At 44.9% G+C, this 21024-nt stretch carries 19 protein-coding genes; 16 read left to right on the top strand and 3 right to left on the bottom strand.

Annotation, left to right across the window (positions count from 1 at the left end; genetic code table 11):
- Window positions 1-21: 21 nt before the first annotated feature.
- The 10 genes from moaB (at window position 22) to R7Z10_RS10030 (ending at window position 9032) form a co-directional block, all read left to right on the top strand.
- Window positions 22-534, top strand: a complete 513-nt coding sequence (gene moaB, locus R7Z10_RS10075) for a molybdenum cofactor biosynthesis protein B (RefSeq protein WP_005388935.1) — start codon at window positions 22-24, stop codon at window positions 532-534.
- Window positions 535-560: 26 nt separating this feature from the next.
- The gene (gene moaC / locus R7Z10_RS10070) at window positions 561-1040 is read left to right on the top strand and encodes a cyclic pyranopterin monophosphate synthase MoaC (protein ID WP_005380779.1); all 480 of its coding nucleotides are present in this window, start codon (window positions 561-563) and stop codon (window positions 1038-1040) included.
- Window positions 1037-1294 carry a molybdopterin synthase sulfur carrier subunit gene (gene moaD / locus R7Z10_RS10065; protein ID WP_005388938.1) on the top strand — a complete coding sequence of 86 codons (258 nt, stop codon included), beginning with the start codon at window positions 1037-1039 and terminating at the stop codon, window positions 1292-1294. Before moaC ends, moaD begins: the two co-directional genes overlap by 4 nt.
- Before the next feature lies 1 nt (window position 1295).
- Window positions 1296-1751, top strand: coding sequence for a molybdopterin synthase catalytic subunit MoaE (gene moaE, locus R7Z10_RS10060; protein WP_017821374.1), 456 nt, complete (start codon window positions 1296-1298; stop codon window positions 1749-1751).
- 531 nt (window positions 1752-2282) lie between these two features.
- Window positions 2283-3959, top strand: a complete 1677-nt coding sequence (locus R7Z10_RS10055; protein ID WP_017633862.1) for an ABC transporter substrate-binding protein — start codon at window positions 2283-2285, stop codon at window positions 3957-3959.
- 128 nt (window positions 3960-4087) lie between these two features.
- Window positions 4088-5008 (top strand): oligopeptide ABC transporter permease OppB, encoded by a 921-nt coding sequence (oppB, locus tag R7Z10_RS10050; protein WP_005380786.1) that lies wholly within the window; start codon window positions 4088-4090, stop codon window positions 5006-5008.
- Window positions 5009-5023: 15 nt separating this feature from the next.
- A complete protein-coding gene (gene oppC, locus R7Z10_RS10045; RefSeq protein WP_017633861.1) occupies window positions 5024-5926 on the top strand; it encodes an oligopeptide ABC transporter permease OppC in 903 nt (300 codons plus the stop codon).
- Window positions 5927-5953: 27 nt separating this feature from the next.
- Window positions 5954-6925: an ABC transporter ATP-binding protein gene (locus R7Z10_RS10040; protein ID WP_005380792.1), complete on the top strand. Its 972-nt coding sequence runs from the start codon at window positions 5954-5956 to the stop codon at window positions 6923-6925.
- Window positions 6904-7917: a murein tripeptide/oligopeptide ABC transporter ATP binding protein OppF gene (gene oppF / locus R7Z10_RS10035; protein WP_005387265.1), complete on the top strand. Its 1014-nt coding sequence runs from the start codon at window positions 6904-6906 to the stop codon at window positions 7915-7917. The genes R7Z10_RS10040 and oppF overlap by 22 nt, the downstream gene beginning before the upstream one ends.
- 167 nt (window positions 7918-8084) lie before the next feature.
- Window positions 8085-9032 (top strand): glutathione S-transferase family protein, encoded by a 948-nt coding sequence (locus R7Z10_RS10030; protein ID WP_318104788.1) that lies wholly within the window; start codon window positions 8085-8087, stop codon window positions 9030-9032.
- A 114-nt stretch (window positions 9033-9146) separates the two neighbouring features.
- Here R7Z10_RS10030 and R7Z10_RS10025 read toward each other — a convergent pair whose 3' ends face one another.
- The 3 genes from R7Z10_RS10025 to R7Z10_RS10015 form a co-directional block, all read right to left on the bottom strand.
- A complete protein-coding gene (locus R7Z10_RS10025) occupies window positions 9147-9569 on the bottom strand; it encodes a hypothetical protein (RefSeq protein WP_005380804.1) in 423 nt (140 codons plus the stop codon).
- Window positions 9570-9910: 341 nt separating this feature from the next.
- Window positions 9911-12055, bottom strand: a complete 2145-nt coding sequence (gene pta / locus R7Z10_RS10020; RefSeq protein WP_005380805.1) for a phosphate acetyltransferase — start codon at window positions 12053-12055, stop codon at window positions 9911-9913.
- Window positions 12056-12191: 136 nt separating this feature from the next.
- Window positions 12192-13388: an acetate kinase gene (locus tag R7Z10_RS10015; protein WP_005380807.1), complete on the bottom strand. Its 1197-nt coding sequence runs from the start codon at window positions 13386-13388 to the stop codon at window positions 12192-12194.
- A gap of 346 nt (window positions 13389-13734) precedes the next feature.
- Here R7Z10_RS10015 and yfbV point away from each other — a divergent pair, with 346 nt between their 5' ends.
- The 6 genes from yfbV to R7Z10_RS09985 all read left to right on the top strand — a co-directional run bounded on the left by yfbV (window position 13735) and on the right by R7Z10_RS09985 (window position 20987).
- A complete protein-coding gene (yfbV, locus tag R7Z10_RS10010) occupies window positions 13735-14187 on the top strand; it encodes a terminus macrodomain insulation protein YfbV (protein WP_005380809.1) in 453 nt (150 codons plus the stop codon).
- Window positions 14188-14517: 330 nt separating this feature from the next.
- Window positions 14518-15483, top strand: a complete 966-nt coding sequence (locus tag R7Z10_RS10005) for an ABC transporter substrate-binding protein (RefSeq protein ID WP_005380811.1) — start codon at window positions 14518-14520, stop codon at window positions 15481-15483.
- 174 nt (window positions 15484-15657) lie between these two features.
- Window positions 15658-16593, top strand: a complete 936-nt coding sequence (locus tag R7Z10_RS10000; RefSeq protein ID WP_012841584.1) for an ABC transporter permease — start codon at window positions 15658-15660, stop codon at window positions 16591-16593.
- Entirely contained in the window at window positions 16590-17384 is a 795-nt protein-coding gene (locus R7Z10_RS09995; RefSeq protein ID WP_042523106.1) for an ABC transporter ATP-binding protein, read from the top strand. Before R7Z10_RS10000 ends, R7Z10_RS09995 begins: the two co-directional genes overlap by 4 nt.
- A gap of 141 nt (window positions 17385-17525) precedes the next feature.
- Window positions 17526-19352 carry a maltodextrin glucosidase gene (malZ, locus tag R7Z10_RS09990; RefSeq protein WP_054576224.1) on the top strand — a complete coding sequence of 609 codons (1827 nt, stop codon included), beginning with the start codon at window positions 17526-17528 and terminating at the stop codon, window positions 19350-19352.
- Between the two features lie 174 nt (window positions 19353-19526).
- The gene (locus R7Z10_RS09985; protein WP_054576223.1) at window positions 19527-20987 is read left to right on the top strand and encodes a sensor domain-containing diguanylate cyclase; all 1461 of its coding nucleotides are present in this window, start codon (window positions 19527-19529) and stop codon (window positions 20985-20987) included.
- Window positions 20988-21024: the final 37 nt, after the last annotated feature.

Here is a 21024-nt window from a genome sequence, read left to right as displayed (position 1 = left end):
ATTAAGAGAATAGGTGAACAAATGGGTCACGCCGAAAGCAAATTCCAACCTGCAAATATTGCCGTTCTAACGGTATCTGACACTCGTACTGAAGAAAACGATACCTCTGGTCGTTACCTAGCTGAGCATGCTCAAGAAGCGGGTCACAACGTAGTAGACAAGCAAATTGTTATTGATGACATGTATAAGATCCGCGCGATTGTTTCTCAATGGATTGCTGATGAAAGCGTACAAGCGATCATGATTACTGGTGGTACAGGTTTCACCTCACGTGATAGCACGCCAGAAGCACTTAAGCCTCTATTTGATAAAGAAGTTGAAGGTTTTGGTGAGTTGTTCCGTATGGTGTCGTACGAAGAGATCGGTACGTCTACGATTCAGTCTCGTGCGATTGCTGGTTTTGCTAACCACACCGTGATCTTCGCAATGCCAGGTTCAACTGGTGCGTGCCGCACAGGCTGGACAAAAATTATTAAACAGCAGTTGGATGCAAGTCATCGCCCTTGTAACTTCATGCCACACCTATCTGTATAACCTTTCCTAAAAGCGAAGGAAAAACAATGACCCAATTTACACATATCAATGCTTCTGGCGAAGCAAACATGGTTGACGTGTCAGCAAAAACGGAGACGGTTCGTGAAGCTCGTGCTGAAGCATTTGTTCACATGGCCCCAGAAACACTTCAACTGATTGTCTCTGGCCAGCACCACAAAGGTGATGTATTTGCGACGGCTCGTATTGCTGGTATTCAAGCTGCGAAGAAAACCTGGGATTTGATTCCACTTTGTCATCCGCTACTACTCTCTAAAGTTGAAGTTCAACTGGAAGCTATCGAAGCAGAAAACAAAGTTCGCATCGAATCAGTATGTAAACTTGCGGGTAAAACTGGTGTGGAAATGGAAGCGCTCACGGCAGCTTCCGTTGCTGCTCTAACGATTTACGATATGTGTAAAGCAGTACAAAAAGACATGGTCATTGGTCAAGTTCGTCTACTAGAGAAAACGGGTGGTAAATCTGGTCACTTTAAGGTGGAATCATGATTAAAGTACTTTTCTTTGCTCAAACTCGCGAGCTGATTGGCATCGACAGTGTCGAGTTAGACGGGCCGTTTGAAACGGTTGAATCCATTCGTGCACATCTAGTGGAAGAAGGCACTAAGAAAGATGGCAAGTGGGATTTAGCGCTCGAGCCAGGAAAGCTACTTGCTGCAGTGAACCAATCCATCGTCCCTCTGGATACACAAGTAAAAGCAGGTGACGAAGTGGCGTTTTTCCCGCCGGTAACTGGGGGTTAAGATGGATTCTCGTGTTTCTGTACAAATTGAAGACTTTTCGGTTGAGCAAGAATATCAACGTCTATCTGAAGGGACGGCTGCCGGCGCTGTCGTTACATTCGTTGGTAAAGTTCGAGATATGAACCTTGGGGATAATGTCATTGGTTTACATCTAGAGCACTATCCGGGGATGACAGAGAAGAGCTTGAGCGACATTTGTGATCAAGCTGAGTCTCGCTGGCCACTATTAGGTGTACGCGTGATTCATCGCGTCGGAGACATGGATAGCGGTGATCAAATTGTATTTGTGGGCGTTTCCAGTGCGCACCGCGGCGCGGCATTTGATGCGTGCGAGTTCATCATGGATTATCTGAAAACCCAAGCTCCATTTTGGAAAAAAGAGCGTACGACGAATGAAGATCGTTGGGTTGAGTCGCGCGACACCGATCATCAAGCTGCACAGCGTTGGGAAAAATAGAACTAACCCGCATTCTAGTGAAAAAAGCTAAGTGCTAATGGTACTTAGCTTTTTTTGTATTTATCTTCATTGTATTGCTCACTTTGTTTCAATATTTCCTATCTTTTGTCTGGTGATATTCTTCACAATAAAAGTTTTTTGCCCAATATATAAACAATTATTTGTTAGACTTGATTTGTCATAAATGTTAAATGATGTGTAAATATCTAGCATAAGATGCTAGCAAATGGTTTAAACTCAGATTAATCGAAAGTTTCGCCTGTTAAATGTCGCTTCTGGTCTTTATTTGGCTGGTGAATGCTTTGGGGTTAGAGTTTACTGCTAGATATGTGTGGTTTAGTCAGCATTATTGGTTTTTTTGCTACATTTTTATGGCAAATTACTTCAATGATTGCTAATGTGTGCCGCAGTCTTTGTAAGGTTTTAGACTTTTGTGCTCAGAAAGTGCACTAAAAAAATCTAAAACTCTGACCGTTCCAGGCCCTTACAAAGAAGTCATGGATGCTAACGAAAAAATTTGGAGTTTTACGCATGTATAAGAATAAAATCACGCGCGCTTTATTTATTGGTGCTGGTCTTTCTCTCGCTCTAGCTGGTTGTGGTGAAAAGCCTGCGGAGAAACAAGCTGCTGAGCCTGCTCCGGCTCCAGCCCCTGAAGCTAAATCTGATTCTAAAGAGCCAAAACTTGCTGCTGTTCAAGAATTGGTGCGTGGTAACGGTACAGAAGTTGCGACAATAGACCCTCATAAATCTCAAGGTGTTCCAGAATCCCACGTGATTCGCGATCTTCTTGAAGGCCTTGTAAACCAAGATGCGGACGGTAACACTATCCCTGGTGTTGCAGAATCTTGGGAAACTGAAGACAACAAAACATACACTTTCCACTTACGTGAAGACGCAAAATGGTCAAACGGTGATCCTGTCACTGCAGGTGATTTCGTTTACAGCTTCCAACGTGCAGTCGATCCAGCAACCGCCTCTCCATATGCTTGGTACATGGAATACACCAAGATGAAGAACGCAAAAGACATTGTTGCGGGTAAAAAAGATAAGAGCGAGTTAGGTGTTAAAGCGGTTGACGACCACACGTTAGTGGTTGAGTTAGATACTGCAGTACCATATTTTGTAATGATGATGGGCCACACGACAGTGAAACCTGTTCATCAAGCAACTGTTGAAAAGTTCGGCGATCAATGGACGAAGCCAGAGAACTTTGTAGGTAACGGTGCTTATGTTGTTGACAACTGGGTTGTAAACGAGCGTTTGGTTCTAAAACGTAATGAACAGTACTGGGACAACGAAAACACAACGCTTGACCAAGTTACTTTCCTACCAATCGAGAACCAAGTAGCGGAAATGAACCGCTTCCTAGCGGGTGAAATCGACTTCACGAATGAGCTGCCTACAGAGCACTTCAAGCGTCTGAAGAAAGAGCACCCACAAGAAGTGTCTGTAACCGGTAACTTATGTACTTACTACTACATCTTCAATACGAAGAAAAAGCCGTTTGATGATGTTCGTGTGCGTAAAGCGATTTCTTATGCGATTGACCGTAACATTGTGACCGATGCGATTTTAGGTCAAGGTCAAAAGCCAGCTTACTTCCTAACACCTGAAATTACGGCAGGTTTCAACCCAGAAATTCCTGCATACGGCAAAATGACGCAAGAAGAGCGTAACGCAGAAGCTGCGCGTCTATTGGAAGAAGCGGGTTACGGCGCAGACAACCCTCTTGAATTTAACCTTCTATACAATACATCAGAGAACCATAAGAAACTTGCGGTTGCACTGGGTTCAATGTGGAAGAAGACGCTTGGTCTAGACGTTACGCTAGAAAACCAAGAGTGGAAAACTTATCTATCTACCAAAGATTCTGGCAACTTTGAGGTTGCTCGTGCAGGTTGGTGTGGCGACTACAACGAAGCTTCATCTTTCCTAACGCTGATGATGAGTAATAACACTACTGGTGGTATTCACTACGACAGCAAAGAGTACGATGCGATCATGAACAAAGCATTTGCTTCAACTTCTGACGAAGAGCGCCAAGCACTTTACCTAGAAGCAGAGAAGTTGATGGCAAAAGATATGCCAATCGCACCTATCTACCAGTACGTGAAATCACGTCTACTATCACCGAAAGTTGGTGGCTTCCCAGTAAATAACGCGGAAGACAAGATTTACTCTAAAGATCTCTACATCACAGAGTAATTCGTAACTCGATAGAACTATAAAAATGAGGCTCTACATGTGAGAAATTGCATGTAGCGCCTATCTTTAGTCCAAAAGAATTGGACGACTTCTTTAATTTAACTGTCACAGACTGAAAGAGTGAGTTTATGCTTAAATTCATCGCAAAAAGGATATTTGAGGCGATCCCAACAATGTTGGTTTTGATCACCGTATCTTTCTTTCTTATGCGCTTTGCACCGGGAAACCCTTTCTCGACAGAGCGCCCATTGCCACCCGAAGTAATGGCAAATATCGAAGCTAAATATGGCTTGGATAAACCTGTATTTGAACAATACACCACGTATTTGACCAATGTTATCCAAGGTGATTTCGGACCGTCATTTAAATACCTTGATTACTCAGTAAACGAGCTGATCGCGGTTGCCTTACCTGTTTCGGCTAAAGTGGGCTTCATCGCCTTTATCTTTACTTTGATAATGGGGGTTACCGTCGGTACCATTGCTGCGCTCAAGCAAAATACTTGGATTGATTACACCATTATGTCGACTGCGATGCTTGGTGTCGTAATGCCATCCTTTGTATTAGCGCCTGCGCTTATCTACATATTCTCGCTTCACTGGAATATCTTCCCTGCGGGCGGTTGGCAAGATGGTAGCTGGCAGTATTTAGTGCTTCCTGTTATTGGTATGTCGCTACTGTATGTTGCTACCTTTGCTCGTATCACGCGTGGTTCGATGATCGAAACCCTAAACAGTAACTTTATTCGTACGGCACGTGCTAAAGGTCTAAGTTACCGTTATATCATTATCAAACACGCTCTTAAGCCGGCACTTCTCCCTGTTGTTTCTTACATGGGTCCAGCTTTCGTAGGTATCATCACCGGTTCCGTTGTTATCGAAACCATTTTTGGTCTGCCTGGTATTGGTAAACTATTCGTTAACGCTGCGTTTAACCGTGACTACTCGCTAGTAATGGGGGTAACCATTCTGATTGGTTTCCTATTCATTCTATTCAACGCGATTGTAGATATTTTACTTGCAATGATTGACCCGAAAATTCGCTACTAACAGGGACGTTTGGTTATGTTAACGAAAAAAGAAAACCTAGAAGCGATTGAGAAATTCTCCGAAAACTTGGAGATTGAAGGTCGCAGTCTTTGGCAAGATGCTCGTATCCGTTTCATGCGCAACAAAGCGGCGATGGTGAGCTTATTCCTTCTTGTTCTAATGACGTTGGCGGTTATTATCCTGCCAATGATCGCACCGTACACATTTGATGATACTGACTGGTACGCGATGCACGTTGCACCGAATGCTGACCATTGGTTTGGTACTGACAGCTTAGGCCGTGATTTATACGTGCGTACGCTAATTGGAGGTCGTATTTCGTTGATGGTAGGTGTTATGGGTGCATTTGTAGCGGTACTGATTGGTACGCTCTACGGCGCAGCATCTGGTTTCATCGGCGGTAAAGTTGACCGCGTAATGATGCGTATTCTAGAAATTTTATACGCGGTACCGTTTATGTTCCTGGTGATTGTACTGGTAACATTCTTCGGTCGTAACATCATGCTGATCTTCGTTGCGATTGGTGCTATCGCATGGCTAGATATGGCGCGTATCGTACGTGGTCAGACTCTTAGTCTACGTAGCAAGGAGTTTATCGAAGCGGCACATGTGTGTGGTGTAAGCAACTGGAAAATCATTACTCGTCATATCGTACCGAACGTACTGGGTATTGTAGCGGTATACTCTACGCTGCTTATCCCAAGTATGATTCTAACGGAATCATTCCTATCATTCCTTGGTCTTGGTGTTCAGGAACCAATGACAAGTTGGGGCGCTCTTCTACAAGAAGGTGCACAGACAATGGAAGTAGCAATCTGGCAGCTGGCATTCCCAGCAGTGTTCATGGTTGTGACGCTATTCTGCTTCAACTACGTTGGTGACGGCCTGCGCGATGCGCTGGATCCAAAAGACAGATAATTAAAAGATAAGATTAAGGAAGCAATGATGAGCTTATTAGATGTCAAAGATCTGCGCGTCGAATTCACCACGCAAGATGGTATCGTAACCGCAGTAAACGATTTGAACTTTTCTCTAAACCAAGGCGAAACCTTAGGTATCGTTGGAGAGTCGGGATCAGGTAAATCTCAAACCGTATTCGCAATCATGGGCCTTTTGGCTAAGAACGGTATTATTTCTGGTAGCGCAAAGTTTGAAGGCAAAGAAATCCTAAACTTACCAGAAAAAGAACTGAACAAAGTGCGTGCGGAACAGATCGCAATGATCTTCCAAGACCCAATGACATCACTGAACCCTTACATGAAAGTGAGTGATCAGTTGATGGAAGTGCTTATGCTGCACAAAGGCATGGGCAAAGCGGAAGCATTTGAAGAATCAGTACGCATGCTGGAAGCGGTAAAAATCCCTGAAGCGCGTAAGCGTATCACGATGTACCCGCATGAGTTTTCAGGCGGTATGCGTCAGCGTGTAATGATCGCGATGGCGTTGTTATGTCGTCCTAAACTGCTTATTGCCGATGAGCCAACAACAGCACTTGATGTGACGGTACAAGCACAGATCATGGACTTGTTGAATGAGCTGAAATCTGAGTTCAACACAGCGATCATCATGATCACGCACGACCTTGGTGTGGTTGCAGGTTCGTGTGACAAGGTGCTGGTGATGTATGCAGGCCGTACTATGGAGTACGGTAACGTAAACGAAATTTTCTACAATCCAAGCCATCCTTATGCGGAGGGGCTGCTGAAGGCGATTCCTCGCCTCGATACTGAGGGTGAAATTCTGCCGACCATTCCTGGTAATCCACCAAACTTGCTTCGTCTACCGCCGGGCTGCCCTTATCAAGAGCGCTGTCACCGTGTGATGGATCGTTGTAAGCGCGAGGCGCCAATTCTGACACCATTTGGTGATGGTCGTCAGCGTGCATGTTTTTCTGAATGGGAGGCTTGGAACAAATGAACGCAGTAGACAAAAAACTAATTCTGGACATTTCTGAGCTGAAAGTTCACTTCAGCATTGCCTCAAAGTCGGCATGGCCGTGGTCAAAGCCTTCGAGCCTGAAAGCGGTAGATGGCGTGAACGTTCGACTATACGAAGGGGAAACGCTTGGTGTAGTAGGTGAATCAGGTTGTGGTAAATCGACGTTTGCTCGTGCCATCATTGGTCTGGTTGAAGCTACTGACGGCCAAGTAGTTTGGTTGGGTCAAGACCTTACTAAAATGAAAAGCGTTCAGCGCCGTGAGACGCGTAAAGAAATTCAGATGATTTTCCAAGACCCATTGGCATCGCTGAATCCGCGTATGACTGTTGGTGATATCATTGCTGAACCTCTTGAGACATTCTATCCAGAACTGTCTAAGCAGGAAGTGAAAGATCGCGTTAAAGAGATGATGGCGAAAGTTGGCCTATTACCTAACGTGATTAACCGTTACCCACACGAGTTCTCGGGTGGTCAGTGTCAGCGTATCGGGATAGCGCGTGCGCTTATCCTTAAGCCTAAGATGATCATTTGTGACGAGCCAGTATCGGCGCTTGATGTATCTATTCAAGCTCAGGTTGTTAACCTGCTTAAAGAGATTCAAAAAGAGTTAGGGCTTTCTCTGGTATTCATTGCGCATGACTTGTCTGTCGTTAAACACATTTCAGATCGCGTTTTAGTTATGTATTTAGGTAATGCCGTGGAACTTGGCGAGGCCGAGGCTCTGTTTGCTGATCCTAAGCACCCATATACGCGTGCGCTGATGTCTGCGGTTCCGATCCCGGACCCGGATATTGAGCGCAATAAGAAAATCCAAATGCTAGAGGGTGATCTTCCTTCACCTATCAACCCACCGTCGGGTTGTGTATTCCGCACTCGTTGCCCACAAGCAACCGAAGAGTGTGCGAAGACAAAGCCAACCATTTTAGGTAATGACGTTCACGCGGTATCTTGTTTACACGTTAGTGTATAAATTCAGCCTGTGACGGGCTTAAGCGCGACACCTTCATCGGGTCGCGCTTTTTTTATGTGTCTGATTTATACATTCGAATTTCTTGAACATGATGTCCTAAGTTCGATGATTCTCTGTTTGATAGGAAACGCTAATATAGACACAAACAGAACGAGAGGAGAGCAATCATGGGTAAGTTGGTTGAAGGTGTTTGGCAAGATGTCTGGTATGACACAAAATCAAATGGTGGCAAATTTGTGCGCGAAGATGCCGGATTCCGTAACTGGGTTAAAAACGACCCTGATGCGGAGTTTACACCAGAGTCCGGTCGATACCATTTGTATGTCTCTCTTGCTTGTCCGTGGGCACATCGAACCCTCATTTTCCGCAAGCTGAAAGGTTTAGAACCACATATTGATGTCACGGTCGTTTGCCCTGATATGCTCAGCCAAGGTTGGCAAATGGGGCTTCCTGAGCCATTGTTTGGTCACACGCGCATGTATCAAATTTACACGCAGGCCAAACCCGATTGCACGGGCCGCGTAACCGTGCCTGTACTTTGGGATAAAAAGACCAATACTATTGTGTCAAACGAGTCGTCAGAGATCATTCGCATGTTCAATTCGGAATTCAATACGTTAACAGGGAATCACGACGACTACTATCCAGATCATCTAAAACACGTTATTGATGAGTGGAACGATTTTGTTTATCCAAATGTCAACAACGGAGTGTATCGTTGTGGCTTCGCGACTACACAAGAGGCGTATGAAGAAGCGTTTGATTCTTTGTTTAATGCGTTAGATAAAATCGATGCTCACTTAGCGACGCATCGTTACTTAGCAGGGAACACAATTACTGAGGCTGATTGGCGTTTGTTTACGACTCTTATTCGTTTTGATGCGGTGTATGTGGGGCATTTCAAGTGTAACAAGCAGCGCATCGCAGACTACGAAAATATACAAGGCTACTTAAAAGAGTTATATCAAGTCGAAGGCGTCGAAGAAACGACGGATTTCTATCACATTAAACGCCACTACTACTTCAGCCACACTGGGATTAATCCGACGCAAGTTGTACCAAAAGGGCCTGATTTAGACCTAAATACTCCTCATGGAAGAGAAAGGATTGGCTAGTTTGCTGCTTCCATCGCAAATGAAAAAGTACTTAACGGTTAGCAATGCCGTTAAGTACTTTTGTGTCATCTAAATACCGGGAGTAGGAAGTTTACTTTTTCATTCATCGCCACCTTACTTAGCGCGTACGATGTCCATCACTAGCTTTCCGTCCACTTTTACAGGACCGTCCTCTTTAGCGCCGAGCGTATACTCAAACACACCAGTCTTCATGCCACCTTTCTCTCCGTGGACCATTAACATCAGCATATCGCCTGATTCTACTGGTTCCATCAAAATTGCATTTACGTTTTCATTCTTTCCCATTTTTAACGGAGCGTAGCCGATAACAGGACCAGGCTTCATTGATTCGTCTGTTCGGTGGACAACCATCCACCCATTGTCATCAGCATGAGCCATTTCAGCGGTCACCGTTCCTCCGGACATATCTTGATCGACGCCTTTAATACTCGGGGCGGAAAAGCTGAATGAAGAAAAACTAATCAGAAACGCAGCTAAACCAAACTTTATCAGTGATGTATTGATGAAATCCTTCATATATATTCCTTAGCAGTCAATGAGTTTGTGCATTGCAGTAGCTTTTACGTATTTCCTAGCAAAAAAGTTTAGCTAAAACGTAAATAATGCCGATAAATTGAACAGGGACCGTGCTGCTTTGGAGCCAATGCATTTTTGGGAGTGGGTCAATCGGTGTAATAACAAGCACGAGCAATGTCGATTAGGTATGGGGGCGATAGGGAGAAAAGCTTTGTGCACCAGTAATTATAGGTTGTGCAGTGATTGGTATAAAAAACAAATAAGTGTTCTGGCCAGCAATAGAAAAAGCCCTCGACGAATCGAGGGCTTTGTATCTATATCCAACTAGATGTCAGAAGCGATTATTTAGCTTCTTGGTCTGCTTGGATAGCTGTTAGAGCGATGGTGTACACGATGTCGTCTACTAGCGCGCCACGAGACAAGTCGTTTACAGGCTTACGCATACCTTGCAGCATTGGACCGATAGATACTAGGTCAGCTGAACGTTGTACCGCTTTGTAAGTTGTGTTACCCGTGTTTAGGTCTGGGAATACAAATACTGTCGCTTTACCTGCAACTGGAGAGTTTGGTGCTTTAGAAGCAGCAACGTTTTCCATAATAGCAGCGTCGTACTGTAGAGGACCGTCAATGATAAGATCAGGACGTTTCTCTTGAGCCAGTTTTGTTGCTTCACGTACTTTATCAACGTCTGCACCCTTACCAGATTCACCAGTAGAGTAAGAGATCATTGCAACGCGTGGTTCGATACCAAATGCTGCTGCAGAGTCAGCAGATTGGATAGCGATTTCAGCAAGCTGTTCAGCAGTTGGATCTGGGTTGATTGCACAGTCACCGTAAACCAGTACTTGATCAGGCAGAAGCATGAAGAATACTGAAGATACGATAGACGCATTTGGTGCCGTCTTGATGATTTGGAACGGAGGAACGATAGTGTTCGCCGTAGTGTGAACAGCACCAGAAACTAGGCCGTCAACTTCGTCGTTCTCAAGCATCATTGTGCCTAGGAATACTGAATCTTGTAGCTTCTCACGAGCCACAACTTCAGTCATGCCTTTCGCACCGCGCAACTCAACTAGGCGAGCAACGTAGTTTTCACGAACAGCATCTGCATCGATGATGGTTACACCAGTACCTAGCTCAACGCCTTGTTGAGCCGCTACGCGACGGATTTCATCTGGGTTACCTAGAAGTACACAGTCTGCAATGCCGCGTTCAGCACAGATTGCCGCTGCTTTAACTGTGCGTGGTTCGTCACCTTCTGGAAGAACGATACGCTTACCTGCTTTACGAGCAAGTTCAGTTAGCTGGTAACGGAACGCTGGTGGGCTTAGACGACGAGACTTCTGAGTGCCTTCAGTCATGGACTCGATCCAGTTACCGTCGATGTGGCCAGCAACGTGTTCGTTGATGAACTCGATACGCTCTTTATCGTCTGCAGGTACTTCGATGCTGAAGCTCTGTAGGTTTAGAGACGTTTGCCAAGTGTTACCTTGTGCTTTGAATATAGGTAGACCAGTGTCGAATGCTGGTTTACATAGGCCTTCGATTTCGCTAGGGATATCGTAACCGCCAGTTAGCAGTACAGCACCAATATCCACACCGTTCATTGCAGCAAGAGAAGCAGCAACGATAACATCAGGACGGTCTGCAGAAGTAACAAGTAGAGAACCCGGTTTGAAGTGCTCAATCATGTTTGGCAGAGAACGTGCACAGAAAGTGATGCTCTTGATGCGACGAGTGTTGATGTCACCTTCGTTGATGATATCTGCTTTCAGGTGTTTAGCCATGTCGATTGCACGAGTCGCAATCAGATCAATGCTCCATGGCACACAACCTAGTACACGAATTGGAGAAGTGTTGAAAATTTCCATCACTTTCAATTCGTTTTGTTTCGCGCTGTCTGCATCGTCAAAGATTTCAGATAGGTCAGGGCGAGTACGGCCAGCTTCGTCAACAGGAGCGTTTAGCTTGTTGATGATAACACCAGAGATGTTTTTGTTTTTAGTGCCGCCGAAGTTAGAACATGCTACTTCGATACGCTCTTTCAGTTGCGCAGGGTTATCAGTACCTGGAGTCGCAACTAGCACGATTTCTGCACCAAGTGTTGCCGCGATTTCCGCGTTTACTTGGTTTGCAAATGGGTGCTTACGAGTAGGTACAAGACCTTCGATTAGCGTAACGTCTGCGTCTTTGTTGATTTGGTTGTAACGTTCAACAACGGTTTCTAGCAGCTCGTCCATGTTGTCGTTACCGATTAGGCTTTCAGCAACAGACATCGCCATTGGTTCACCGATCTTCATATCGCTGTTACGACCAACGATAGTTGAAGTCAGATCTGGTTGATCACCACCTGAACGTGGCTGACAGATTGGCTTGTAGAAAGAAACTTTAACGCCTTTACGCTCCATAGCGCGAAGAACACCCATGCTAACGCTTGTTAGGCCAACGCCTGCGCTAGTAGGGATAAGCATAATAGTACGAGACATTCGTAGAGTACCTTTAGCTATTTGGGGGATAAAAGCTCAACTCTTATTCCATGAAGCTCGAAGAATAGGAGTTGAGCCCCTAAGAAATTCGTTTGAATGAAAATCTGGCTAGCCGAGTGGCTAGCCAGGAATTCAATTAAAGACCTGTCAGGCGAGCAGTGTCTTCAGCGATGACTAGCTCTTCGTTAGTAGAGATAACCATTGCAGGGATACGGCTGTTTTCAGTCGTGATAACGCCTTCGCCGCCGAAGCGAGCTTTAAGGTTAGCTTCGCTATCTACTTCGATACCGAAGATGCCAAGACGGTTTAGAACCATTTCACGGATAGGGCCAGAGTTCTCGCCGATACCGCCAGTGAAAGTGATTGCGTCTAGACGGCCTTCCATTGAAGCAGTGTAGCCAGCAACGTATTTAGCTAGACGGTGGCAGAACACGTCCATTGCGCGTGTTGCTTCTTCTTTTTGACCGTAGTTGTCTTCAACGAAACGACAGTCAGAAGTCACTTCAGTTAGACCTTGAAGACCAGACTCTTTAGTTAGCATCGTGTTGATTTGATCAACAGAGTAACCTAGAGCGTCGTGTAGGTGGAAGACGATAGCAGGGTCGATGTCGCCACAGCGAGTACCCATTACCAGACCTTCAAGTGGAGTAAGACCCATAGAAGTGTCTACAGATTGACCGTTCTTGATCGCACATACAGATGCGCCGTTACCTAGGTGACAGTTGATGATGTTTACTTCTTCAACTGGTTTGTTTAGTAGGCCTGCAACTTCACGAGTGATGAACAAGTGAGAAGTACCGTGCATGCCGTAACGACGGATACCGTGTTCTTTGTATAGGTTGTATGGAAGAGCGTATAGGTAAGACTCTTCAGGCATAGTTTGGTGGAACGCAGTGTCAAATACAGCAACGTTTTTCAGCTCTGGGAAGTTTTTCTTAGCCGCTTCGATACCGATGATGTGAGCAGGGTTATGAAGAGGTGCAAATGTTGCAGCGTCTTGAATACCTTTTAGAACTTCATCAGTAATTAGTGCAGATTGAGTGAACTGCTCGCCGCCGTGAACGATACGGTGACCGATTGCGCCTAGGTTAGCTTTAAGCTCTGGCTTAGAAGCAAGAATAGTTTCTACCATAAACGCTAGTGCTTCTTCGTGAGCTGCACCATTGCCTAGTTGAGCTTCGTGCTTGCCATCAAGTTTCCACTTGATGCGAGCTTCAGGAAGGTGAAGACACTCAGCAAGACCTGACAAGTGCTCGTCGCCGTTCTCGGCATCAACAACGGCAAATTTAAGAGAAGAACTACCGCAGTTTAAAACTAAAACTAGCTTAGACATGTATGACTACCTGTTATTCGTCTGATAAAAAATCAGTTAAAGAATGAAAAATTAATCACAAGAATAGCCGATACCCAGAAGGCTGCGTACTAATCCTGGTCAAAAATTGTTCTAATTCCATATAAAGAAATAGTGATGAACCCTTCCATCACTATGATGCGATCCGTGCAGATAGATATCTCGGAGTTGCTTAAATTGTAAATAACAGCAACAATGAGATTGAGGGTCTGCAAAGGATAGCGATAATAAGCAATGATAACAAAAAAAATTTGAAAGAATATTAACTTTCATCAATTTTTTGTACCTTCAGTTGAAATGTTCAACTATTTTTTAGTGAGAGAGCGGTATGAGTAATAAAGTCGGATTGATCCATAGCCTGAAAGATGGCCAGAATTACATGGAGATCTGGCCGGTTCGTAAAGAGCTAAGCGCCATATTTCCGGAACAGCGTATCATTAAGGCGACTCGCTTTGGCATTAAAGTCATGCCAGCTGTTGCTGCGATCAGCGTACTCACTCAAATGGCATTCAACAATTACCACGCTTTACCTCAATCCATTGTTGTCGCCTTGTTTGCGATTAGCTTGCCACTTCAAGGCATTTGGTGGCTTGGTGCTCGGTCCAACACGAAATTGCCGCCTTCTTTGGCCTCTTGGTATCGGGAGTTGCATCAAAAAATTGTGGAAACAGGTTTTGCATTAGAGCCTGTCAAAGCTCGCCCTCGTTACAAAGAGCTTGCGATAATATTGAACCGAGCGTTTCGCCAGCTCGATAAATCGTCATTAGAGCGTTGGTTCTAATTTAAATTGTTTGAAATGGAGTGTGCACTGGCCGCTCCATTTTTGATCCTGCCTCTATTACCTACTTTGACGGTCGTTGATGAAGCGAGCGAAGCTTTGTTTGCCAAAGATTCTTTCCGGATGAAGAAGTCCCCCCGATCACAAATGTTGCTTTAGTGTTAAATCTTTCTTTTCTTTACTAAGACTTAGTAGTAATAATAAAAACAAGATGCGCAAGAAGTGCACAGTTATACGAACACAACAATACCGCCTTCAAACATTTGAATTCACGAGTCGATACACATATTGAAAGCTCGTGAAACAAGGACGAAGTCACATCAAGGAGTTATGATGAAAACGAAACGTTTATTAGCCACCGCCGTTCTATCAGCTACTGCTATTTTCTCTTCTACCAATGTACTGGCCGCCACTGCAACTGTCGCAGTTTCACAGATTGTCGAACACCCGGCGTTAGACGCGACGCGCCAAGGGTTACTTGATGGTTTGAAAGCGAAAGGCTACGAAGAAGGCAAAAATCTAGAATTTGATTATAAGACCGCACAGGGTAATCCAGCGATTGCGGTGCAAATTGCCCGTCAGTACGTCGGTGAAAATCCTGATGTGTTAGTTGGCATCGCGACACCTTCGGCACAAGCTTTGGTGTCGGCTACTCGCTCTATTCCTGTTGTCTTTACTGCGGTAACAGATCCGGTTGGTGCGAAATTGGTTAAGTCGATGGAACAACCAGGCAAAAACGTAACTGGCCTGTCTGATCTTTCACCCGTTGCTCAGCATGTCGATCTCATCCAAGAAATTCTTCCTCAGGTGAAAAGCATCGGGGTTGTATTTAATCCCGGTGAAGCTAATGCCGTGACTTTAGTTGAATTACTAAAAGAAAGCGCAAAAGCAAAAGGCATACAAGTGGTTGAAGCGACCGCACTAAAAAGTGCTGATGTTCAGTCTGCGACTCAAGCGATTGCAGCGAAATCAGACATTCTTTACGCCCCAACAGACAATACAGTTGCAAGTGCGATTGAAGGGATGATTGTGGCAGCGAATCAAGCGAAGAAACCTGTATTTGGTGGCGCGACGTCGTATGTCGAAAAGGGTGCAATTGCAGGCTTAGGTTTTGACTACTACCAGGTTGGTGTACAAACCGCGGATTACGTGGCGGCGATTCTTGATGGTCAAGAACCAGGCAAGCTGGATGTAAAAGTCGCGACGGGCTCTGACCTTGTAATTAATGAAAGCGCAGCATCTAAGCTCGGTATCAAGCTGCCAAGTTCTGTGATTGAACGTGCGACAAGCATGCAATAAGTAACGCTTTTTGGGGTTAAGCCTGTCACGTTGGTTGATAGAGGCTTGCCCCAAAATTGATACTCGCCAGATTTCTCGTGTAAAGCATTCTGCTAGAGAAGAAGGGGAGTATACGTTAGAAGTCTTAAGTTCAGGTTGGTATTAGCCAGCCTGAGCATGCAGAAAGGAGCAGTTATGTCTGCATTTGCTTTTTTTGGTGCACTCGAAATTGGCTTGATTTATGGCCTAGTCGCTCTGGGTGTGTATCTTACGTTCCGTGTTCTCGATTTCCCCGATTTGAGTGTGGATGGCAGCTTTCCAATGGGAGCTGCGGTAGCTGCAACGGCGATTGTCGCAGGTATTAATCCTTGGCTTGCGACAATAATGGCGATGATAGCTGGTAGTATGACGGGGTGGGTAACCGCTTTTCTGGCTGTTCGGTGTGGTATTTTACACCTGTTAGCTTCCATTCTTACCATGATCGCTGCATTTTCAATTAATATTCGTATTATGGGCAAACCTAATATGGCGTTGCTTGGAGAGGATACTATTCTCACTCCGTTTGAAGCATTGGGCGATGCGATGTTTATTCGCCCTCTGGTTGTTGGGGTCTTAGTTCTTCTGTCCGCTTTCTTTGTCATTCGCCTGCTGAACAGCGACTTTGGTCTTGGTTTACGAGCCACGGGTGTGAATGCGCGTATGGTTTCTGCGCAAGGGGCGAGCACTGGCTTTTATACCTACTTTGGCTTGGCTTTATCCAACGGGTTTGTGGGATTCGCAGGCGCGTTGTTTGCACAAACGAACAGCTTTGCGGATGTGACCTCTGGCGTGGGCACCATTGTCGTTGGTTTGGCAGCTGTGATTTTGGGGCAGACCCTTATTCCCGGGCGCAAGATTTGGGTTGCGGTATTTGCGGTCATCATCGGTTCGGTACTTTATCGCCTTGCAGTGGCTTTCGCTTTGAGCTCTGGCATGTTTGGTTTACAAGCTTCAGACCTCAACCTGGTTACCGCAGTATTGGTGGCTGTGGCGCTTATTGCTCCAAAGCTAAAACAGAGCATGAGAGCGAAACAACGCGTTACTGATGCTAAACAAGCGGCATCAAAAAATGGTTCTGGGGAGGCATTATGATCGAACTAAATAACATTCAGGTCACGTTCAACCCAGGGACGATTTTGGAAAATCGTGCATTGAAAGGCGTCTCTTTAGAGGTTCCAGAGCATCAATTTCTTACCGTGATTGGTTCTAATGGCGCAGGAAAATCGACGTTGCTTGGTGCGGTGACAGGTGAGACGCCGATGATAGGTGGTCAGGTGATCATTGATGGTAAAGACGTCACCAAGCAGACGGTAGCCCAACGTGCGACGCAATGTGCCCGAGTGTTTCAAGACCCATTGGCCGGGACTTGTGGTGCACTGACGATAGAAGAGAACATGGCTCTAGCGCACATGCGTGGTAAAAAACGCAGCTGGGGGTTGGCGCTCTCTACTAAACGTCGCAAGCTGTTCCAAGAGCGAATTAGCATCCTCGGTCTTGGTTTAGAAGACCGCTTGGGCGATAGCATTGGGTTGCTGTCTGGTGGACAACGACAAGCCGTTAGCCTTGTGATGGCGACGTTATCGGAGAGTAAGTTGTTATTGCTTGATGAACACACGGCTGCGCTTGATCCTCGTATGGCGGCGTTTGTTATCGACTTAACTAAACGTATTGTCGATGAGTTCGATTTAACAGTGATGATGGTGACGCATTCGATGAAAGACGCATTAGCATGTGGCGATAGGACCGTAATGCTTCACCAAGGTGAAATTGTGCTTGATGTGGCTGGAGAGCAGCGCGCTAACATGCAAGTACCAGACTTGTTGGATATGTTCTCCAAAGTGCGTGGTGAAGAGCTGGCAGATGACAGTCTCTTGTTGAACTAAGCGGTATCCGACAAGTCACTACGCCTACTAAGTGTGATCCTCCTTGGGAAAATTGGCTGATATGTCAACTCGCAGGGAGGATTTCTTGTCTCTAATTCTTCAATAAAATAGTGGCATATCCGATGACGAGGAGTGCCCATAATGAACCTGCCATTTATTTTTCATAGTCAAACTATTGATGGTTTAGCTTTTAATGACGAGCAAGTTACAGTCAGGCTGAAAACCGAGACATTGGATTTTGATTCCGTCTATGTGCGTATTGAGCCGGACAATGAAGAATATCTGGTCGACATGGCTCAAATTGGAACAGCTGGGGAATTGTTACTATGGGAGGCATCGTTTCGACCAAATCGAGATCGAGATGTCACACATTATGTGTTTAAGATCCTCAAAGACGGACAACAATACTGGCTCGATGCACGGGGTGTGCAAAAGCGTATTCCACCCAAAGAGTTCCACTTTAAGTTGAATGTAAACCATCAACCACCAAGCTGGGTCCAAGAGCAAGTTTTCTATCAAATCTTTCCTGACCGTTTTTCTGCTAGTAAAAGTGAGTCTGATATTCGCCACGCTTATGCGCAGTATGATTCTGCATCGATTGTCAAGGCGTGGGGAGACGCGGTAGGCTCTCACCAAAATACCGGGGCGCGTGAATTCTTTGGCGGCGACCTCAAAGGTGTAGAACAAAAGTTGGACTATCTTGAACAGCTCGGCGTTACTGCGCTTTATTTCAACCCGATCTTTTCTTCACCAAGTAATCATAAATATGACACCACCGATTACTTCACTGTTGACCCTATGCTCGGCACCAACGATCAGTTTGCTGAACTGTGTGAGAAAATCCGTGGTAAGAATATGAAGATTGTCTTAGACGCGGTGTTTAACCACACGTCAGTGCATCATCCTTGGTTTGATATCCAACAAAAAGGAGAAGGAGCGTATGGCAATCCGCAGTCAAAGTTCCGTGATTACTACTTTTTCGAAGGTGAAACCAATCACTACATTGGTTGGAAAGGCATTGGTAACTTACCGGTTCTGAACTTTGAAAATGAACAGGTGCGCGACTACATCTACCAAAGTGAAGATTCTGTCATCAAGTATTGGCTGAAGCCACCGTACTTGGTTGATGGCTGGCGGTTTGATGTAATCCATATGCTTGGCGAAGGAGACGGCGCGAAAAACAATGCTCATTATGTGGCAGCGTTTCGTAATGCGACTAAGTCAGTAAACCCGAATGCTTATGTGTTAGGTGAGCACTTTTTTGAAGCAACGCAGTGGTTGCAAGGTGATCAAGAGGATGGGGCGATGAACTACTACGGTTTTGCTCATCCAGTTCGAGCTTTTATCGCGCAGCAAGATATTATGTATGAACCAATCAACATTGATGGTTTGGAGTTTAAAGCATGGTTGGACGAAGCCAGAGCAAAAATTCCATTTTCGAATCAGCTATCGCAGCTAAATCAACTCGATAGTCATGATACTGCTCGTTTTATCACACTGGTTGATGGTGATAAGCGTAAAATGAACATCGCGCTAGCAATGCTTATGACTTACGTTGGCACGCCTTGTATTTACTACGGGAGTGAAGTCGGTCTAGAAGGAGGTCTAGACCCAGATAATCGTCGCTGTTTTCCTTGGAATGAAATTGAAAGTTCACAATGGCTATCGCTTTACCAACAATGGATCAAGATACGTAAACAATGTAAGCCTTTACAGTCGGGCTGTATTCAATGGCTTCATTGCACTAACAACCTGTTGGCGTACGCACGTGTACTGGGTCGTGAAGCAGTCGTTGTAATGATTAATCTCAGTGGTAATGAATGTTCAATCGATTTACCTATGTGGCAACTGGGCTTGGAGGTTAGCCAAGTTGTATCGTTGTTAGATGACACAGAACAGGTTGATTATAAAGGTCATATCTCTGTCAATATGTCTGCACAGAGCTGCAAATTATGGCGACTAAAGTGACACCACACTCTATATTGATTAAACTCCTTTAATATATAAACGGTCTCAAACAGCGCGCACACATTTGTTTGGTCTCTTGTTATCTGGTGCTGCATTGCATGCGTCACCAGATAACGAGTATCAATTTAATAGCAGTCATAAGAGACTATTGACCTTTCATATGTATGGTACTCAATGGTAAACCAAAGGCGATTTAGCCTCTCATTTGTCATCTTTTTTCCTCTGGCGTTATTTGTAGTGGTTTTACTCGTGACAACGAAAAATTACTATGATGCGGTTAACCGCTATATCGATTCTGAGTATTCGCGTATCGAGCGTGCAATGTCTCGCGGTATTAAAGTACTCACGGCTTTAGATTACAGCTTCACCAACTATACCAATTACGCTAACCCACTGTTTGAAGAACATAATTCTTTAGTCAAAGAAGGGCTTTGTTATCTTTGGCCTATAGATGTGTTATTACTCGATAGTGTTTATAGTGAAGGGTTACCTGCGGTTGACCTTGATTATATGATCGTAGGGGACGAAAGCTTATGCCAGCAAGGTTCAACGATTAACCAGTTAGCTGAACAAAAGGCGGGTTTTGCGCCGTCCTTGTCATTTCTGCACGATATTGAATCGCACATTGTTGGAATCCATTACATTGACAAACGCGGTTACGTTATCTCCTCACCCGATACCTACGCAAAAAATTTCACGAGAGAACTTTTGTCAACGCTAAAAGCCCGACCTTTTTGGCAAAAAACCGCGCAAGATAAAGTGAACATTACCTTGGCTGGACCAGGGCCAGTGTTGGACTCGATGGAAGGTCAAGTCATTAGTATGACGGTACCCGTCTATGAGAAAGGAGAACACCAAGGTGTTTTGTCTATTGATTTTGACATCAATACGCTCATGGCTTCGTCGCTAGGTCTTGTTGGTCAGTTTCATTTGGTTTCCAATTTACAATCCATTCCTTCAAACAGTACACGAATCAAACCAGTCGAATTAGAGCGATTGAGTGCGAATCACAGCATGTACTACGAGTACAACCTTTGGGATGAAGCTAAGAACCTAGCGGTTTTTGAAAAATACAGCCTTATTGTCGCACTATTTATTTACGTGCTGAGTACCGTCGTCTTGTTCTATGTGAATATGCATAGCGAGCGACGTTACTTTAAAGAACTGGCAGCAAGAGACCCAATGACCAGTTTATTGAATCGTCGAGGTATGCAAACCGTGTGGCGTAATAAGATGACAAAAAAACAGGTTGCTTTAGCAGTGTTCGATATTGATAACTTCAAGAAGATCAACGACACCTATGGTCATGATGTCGGTGATTCTGCAATTCAGCTTGTTGCAAAATGTATACGTGAAAATATTCGCCATACCGATGTTGCCTCAAGGTTTGGTGGCGAAGAGTTCGTTTTAGCGATTTATGACGAAGATTCAGAGGGCATTAAACTCATTTTAGACAGAGTAAAAAAGGCCATAGATGAGCGCTCGACACGCGTAACGAAAGAAGGCTTTACGATCTCTGGCGGTGTGGTGTTTAGTAAAGAGAGCCGAGTAGAAAACTTTGATGAATTGTTTAAAGCGGCGGATGAAAAGTTATATCAAGCCAAAAGTACCGGCAAAAATAAGATCTGTTACTAGGATTTAGATACAAAAAAGGACGAGATATTCGTCCTTT

Source organism: Vibrio sp. Vb1018, from assembly GCF_033338775.1.
GTDB lineage: Bacteria > Pseudomonadota > Gammaproteobacteria > Enterobacterales > Vibrionaceae > Vibrio > Vibrio alginolyticus.
The sequence above is the reverse complement of the archived record's forward strand: the minus strand, read 5'-3'. Positions and strand labels throughout refer to the sequence as shown.

Excerpts from the sequence above, each read along its gene's own strand:
- yfbV (WP_005380809.1), top strand. The coding sequence starts at position 13,735 with ATGAGTAATAAAGTCGGATTGATCCATAGCCTGAAAGATGGCCAGAAT.
- moaC (WP_005380779.1), top strand. The coding sequence starts at position 561 with ATGACCCAATTTACACATATCAATGCTTCTGGCGAAGCAAACATGGTT.
- oppF (WP_005387265.1), top strand. The coding sequence starts at position 6,904 with ATGGGAGGCTTGGAACAAATGAACGCAGTAGACAAAAAACTAATTCTG.
- R7Z10_RS09985 (WP_054576223.1), top strand. The coding sequence starts at position 19,527 with ATGGTAAACCAAAGGCGATTTAGCCTCTCATTTGTCATCTTTTTTCCT.
- R7Z10_RS10055 (WP_017633862.1), top strand. The coding sequence starts at position 2,283 with ATGTATAAGAATAAAATCACGCGCGCTTTATTTATTGGTGCTGGTCTT.
- moaB (WP_005388935.1), top strand. The coding sequence starts at position 22 with ATGGGTCACGCCGAAAGCAAATTCCAACCTGCAAATATTGCCGTTCTA.
- R7Z10_RS10000 (WP_012841584.1), top strand. The coding sequence starts at position 15,658 with ATGTCTGCATTTGCTTTTTTTGGTGCACTCGAAATTGGCTTGATTTAT.
- moaD (WP_005388938.1), top strand. The coding sequence starts at position 1,037 with ATGATTAAAGTACTTTTCTTTGCTCAAACTCGCGAGCTGATTGGCATC.
- oppB (WP_005380786.1), top strand. The coding sequence starts at position 4,088 with ATGCTTAAATTCATCGCAAAAAGGATATTTGAGGCGATCCCAACAATG.
- R7Z10_RS10005 (WP_005380811.1), top strand. The coding sequence starts at position 14,518 with ATGAAAACGAAACGTTTATTAGCCACCGCCGTTCTATCAGCTACTGCT.
- R7Z10_RS10030 (WP_318104788.1), top strand. The coding sequence starts at position 8,085 with ATGGGTAAGTTGGTTGAAGGTGTTTGGCAAGATGTCTGGTATGACACA.
- R7Z10_RS10040 (WP_005380792.1), top strand. The coding sequence starts at position 5,954 with ATGAGCTTATTAGATGTCAAAGATCTGCGCGTCGAATTCACCACGCAA.
- oppC (WP_017633861.1), top strand. The coding sequence starts at position 5,024 with ATGTTAACGAAAAAAGAAAACCTAGAAGCGATTGAGAAATTCTCCGAA.
- R7Z10_RS10025 (WP_005380804.1), bottom strand. The coding sequence starts at position 9,569 with ATGAAGGATTTCATCAATACATCACTGATAAAGTTTGGTTTAGCTGCG.
- pta (WP_005380805.1), bottom strand. The coding sequence starts at position 12,055 with ATGTCTCGTACTATTATGCTTATCCCTACTAGCGCAGGCGTTGGCCTA.
- malZ (WP_054576224.1), top strand. The coding sequence starts at position 17,526 with ATGAACCTGCCATTTATTTTTCATAGTCAAACTATTGATGGTTTAGCT.
- R7Z10_RS09995 (WP_042523106.1), top strand. The coding sequence starts at position 16,590 with ATGATCGAACTAAATAACATTCAGGTCACGTTCAACCCAGGGACGATT.
- moaE (WP_017821374.1), top strand. The coding sequence starts at position 1,296 with ATGGATTCTCGTGTTTCTGTACAAATTGAAGACTTTTCGGTTGAGCAA.
- R7Z10_RS10015 (WP_005380807.1), bottom strand. The coding sequence starts at position 13,388 with ATGTCTAAGCTAGTTTTAGTTTTAAACTGCGGTAGTTCTTCTCTTAAA.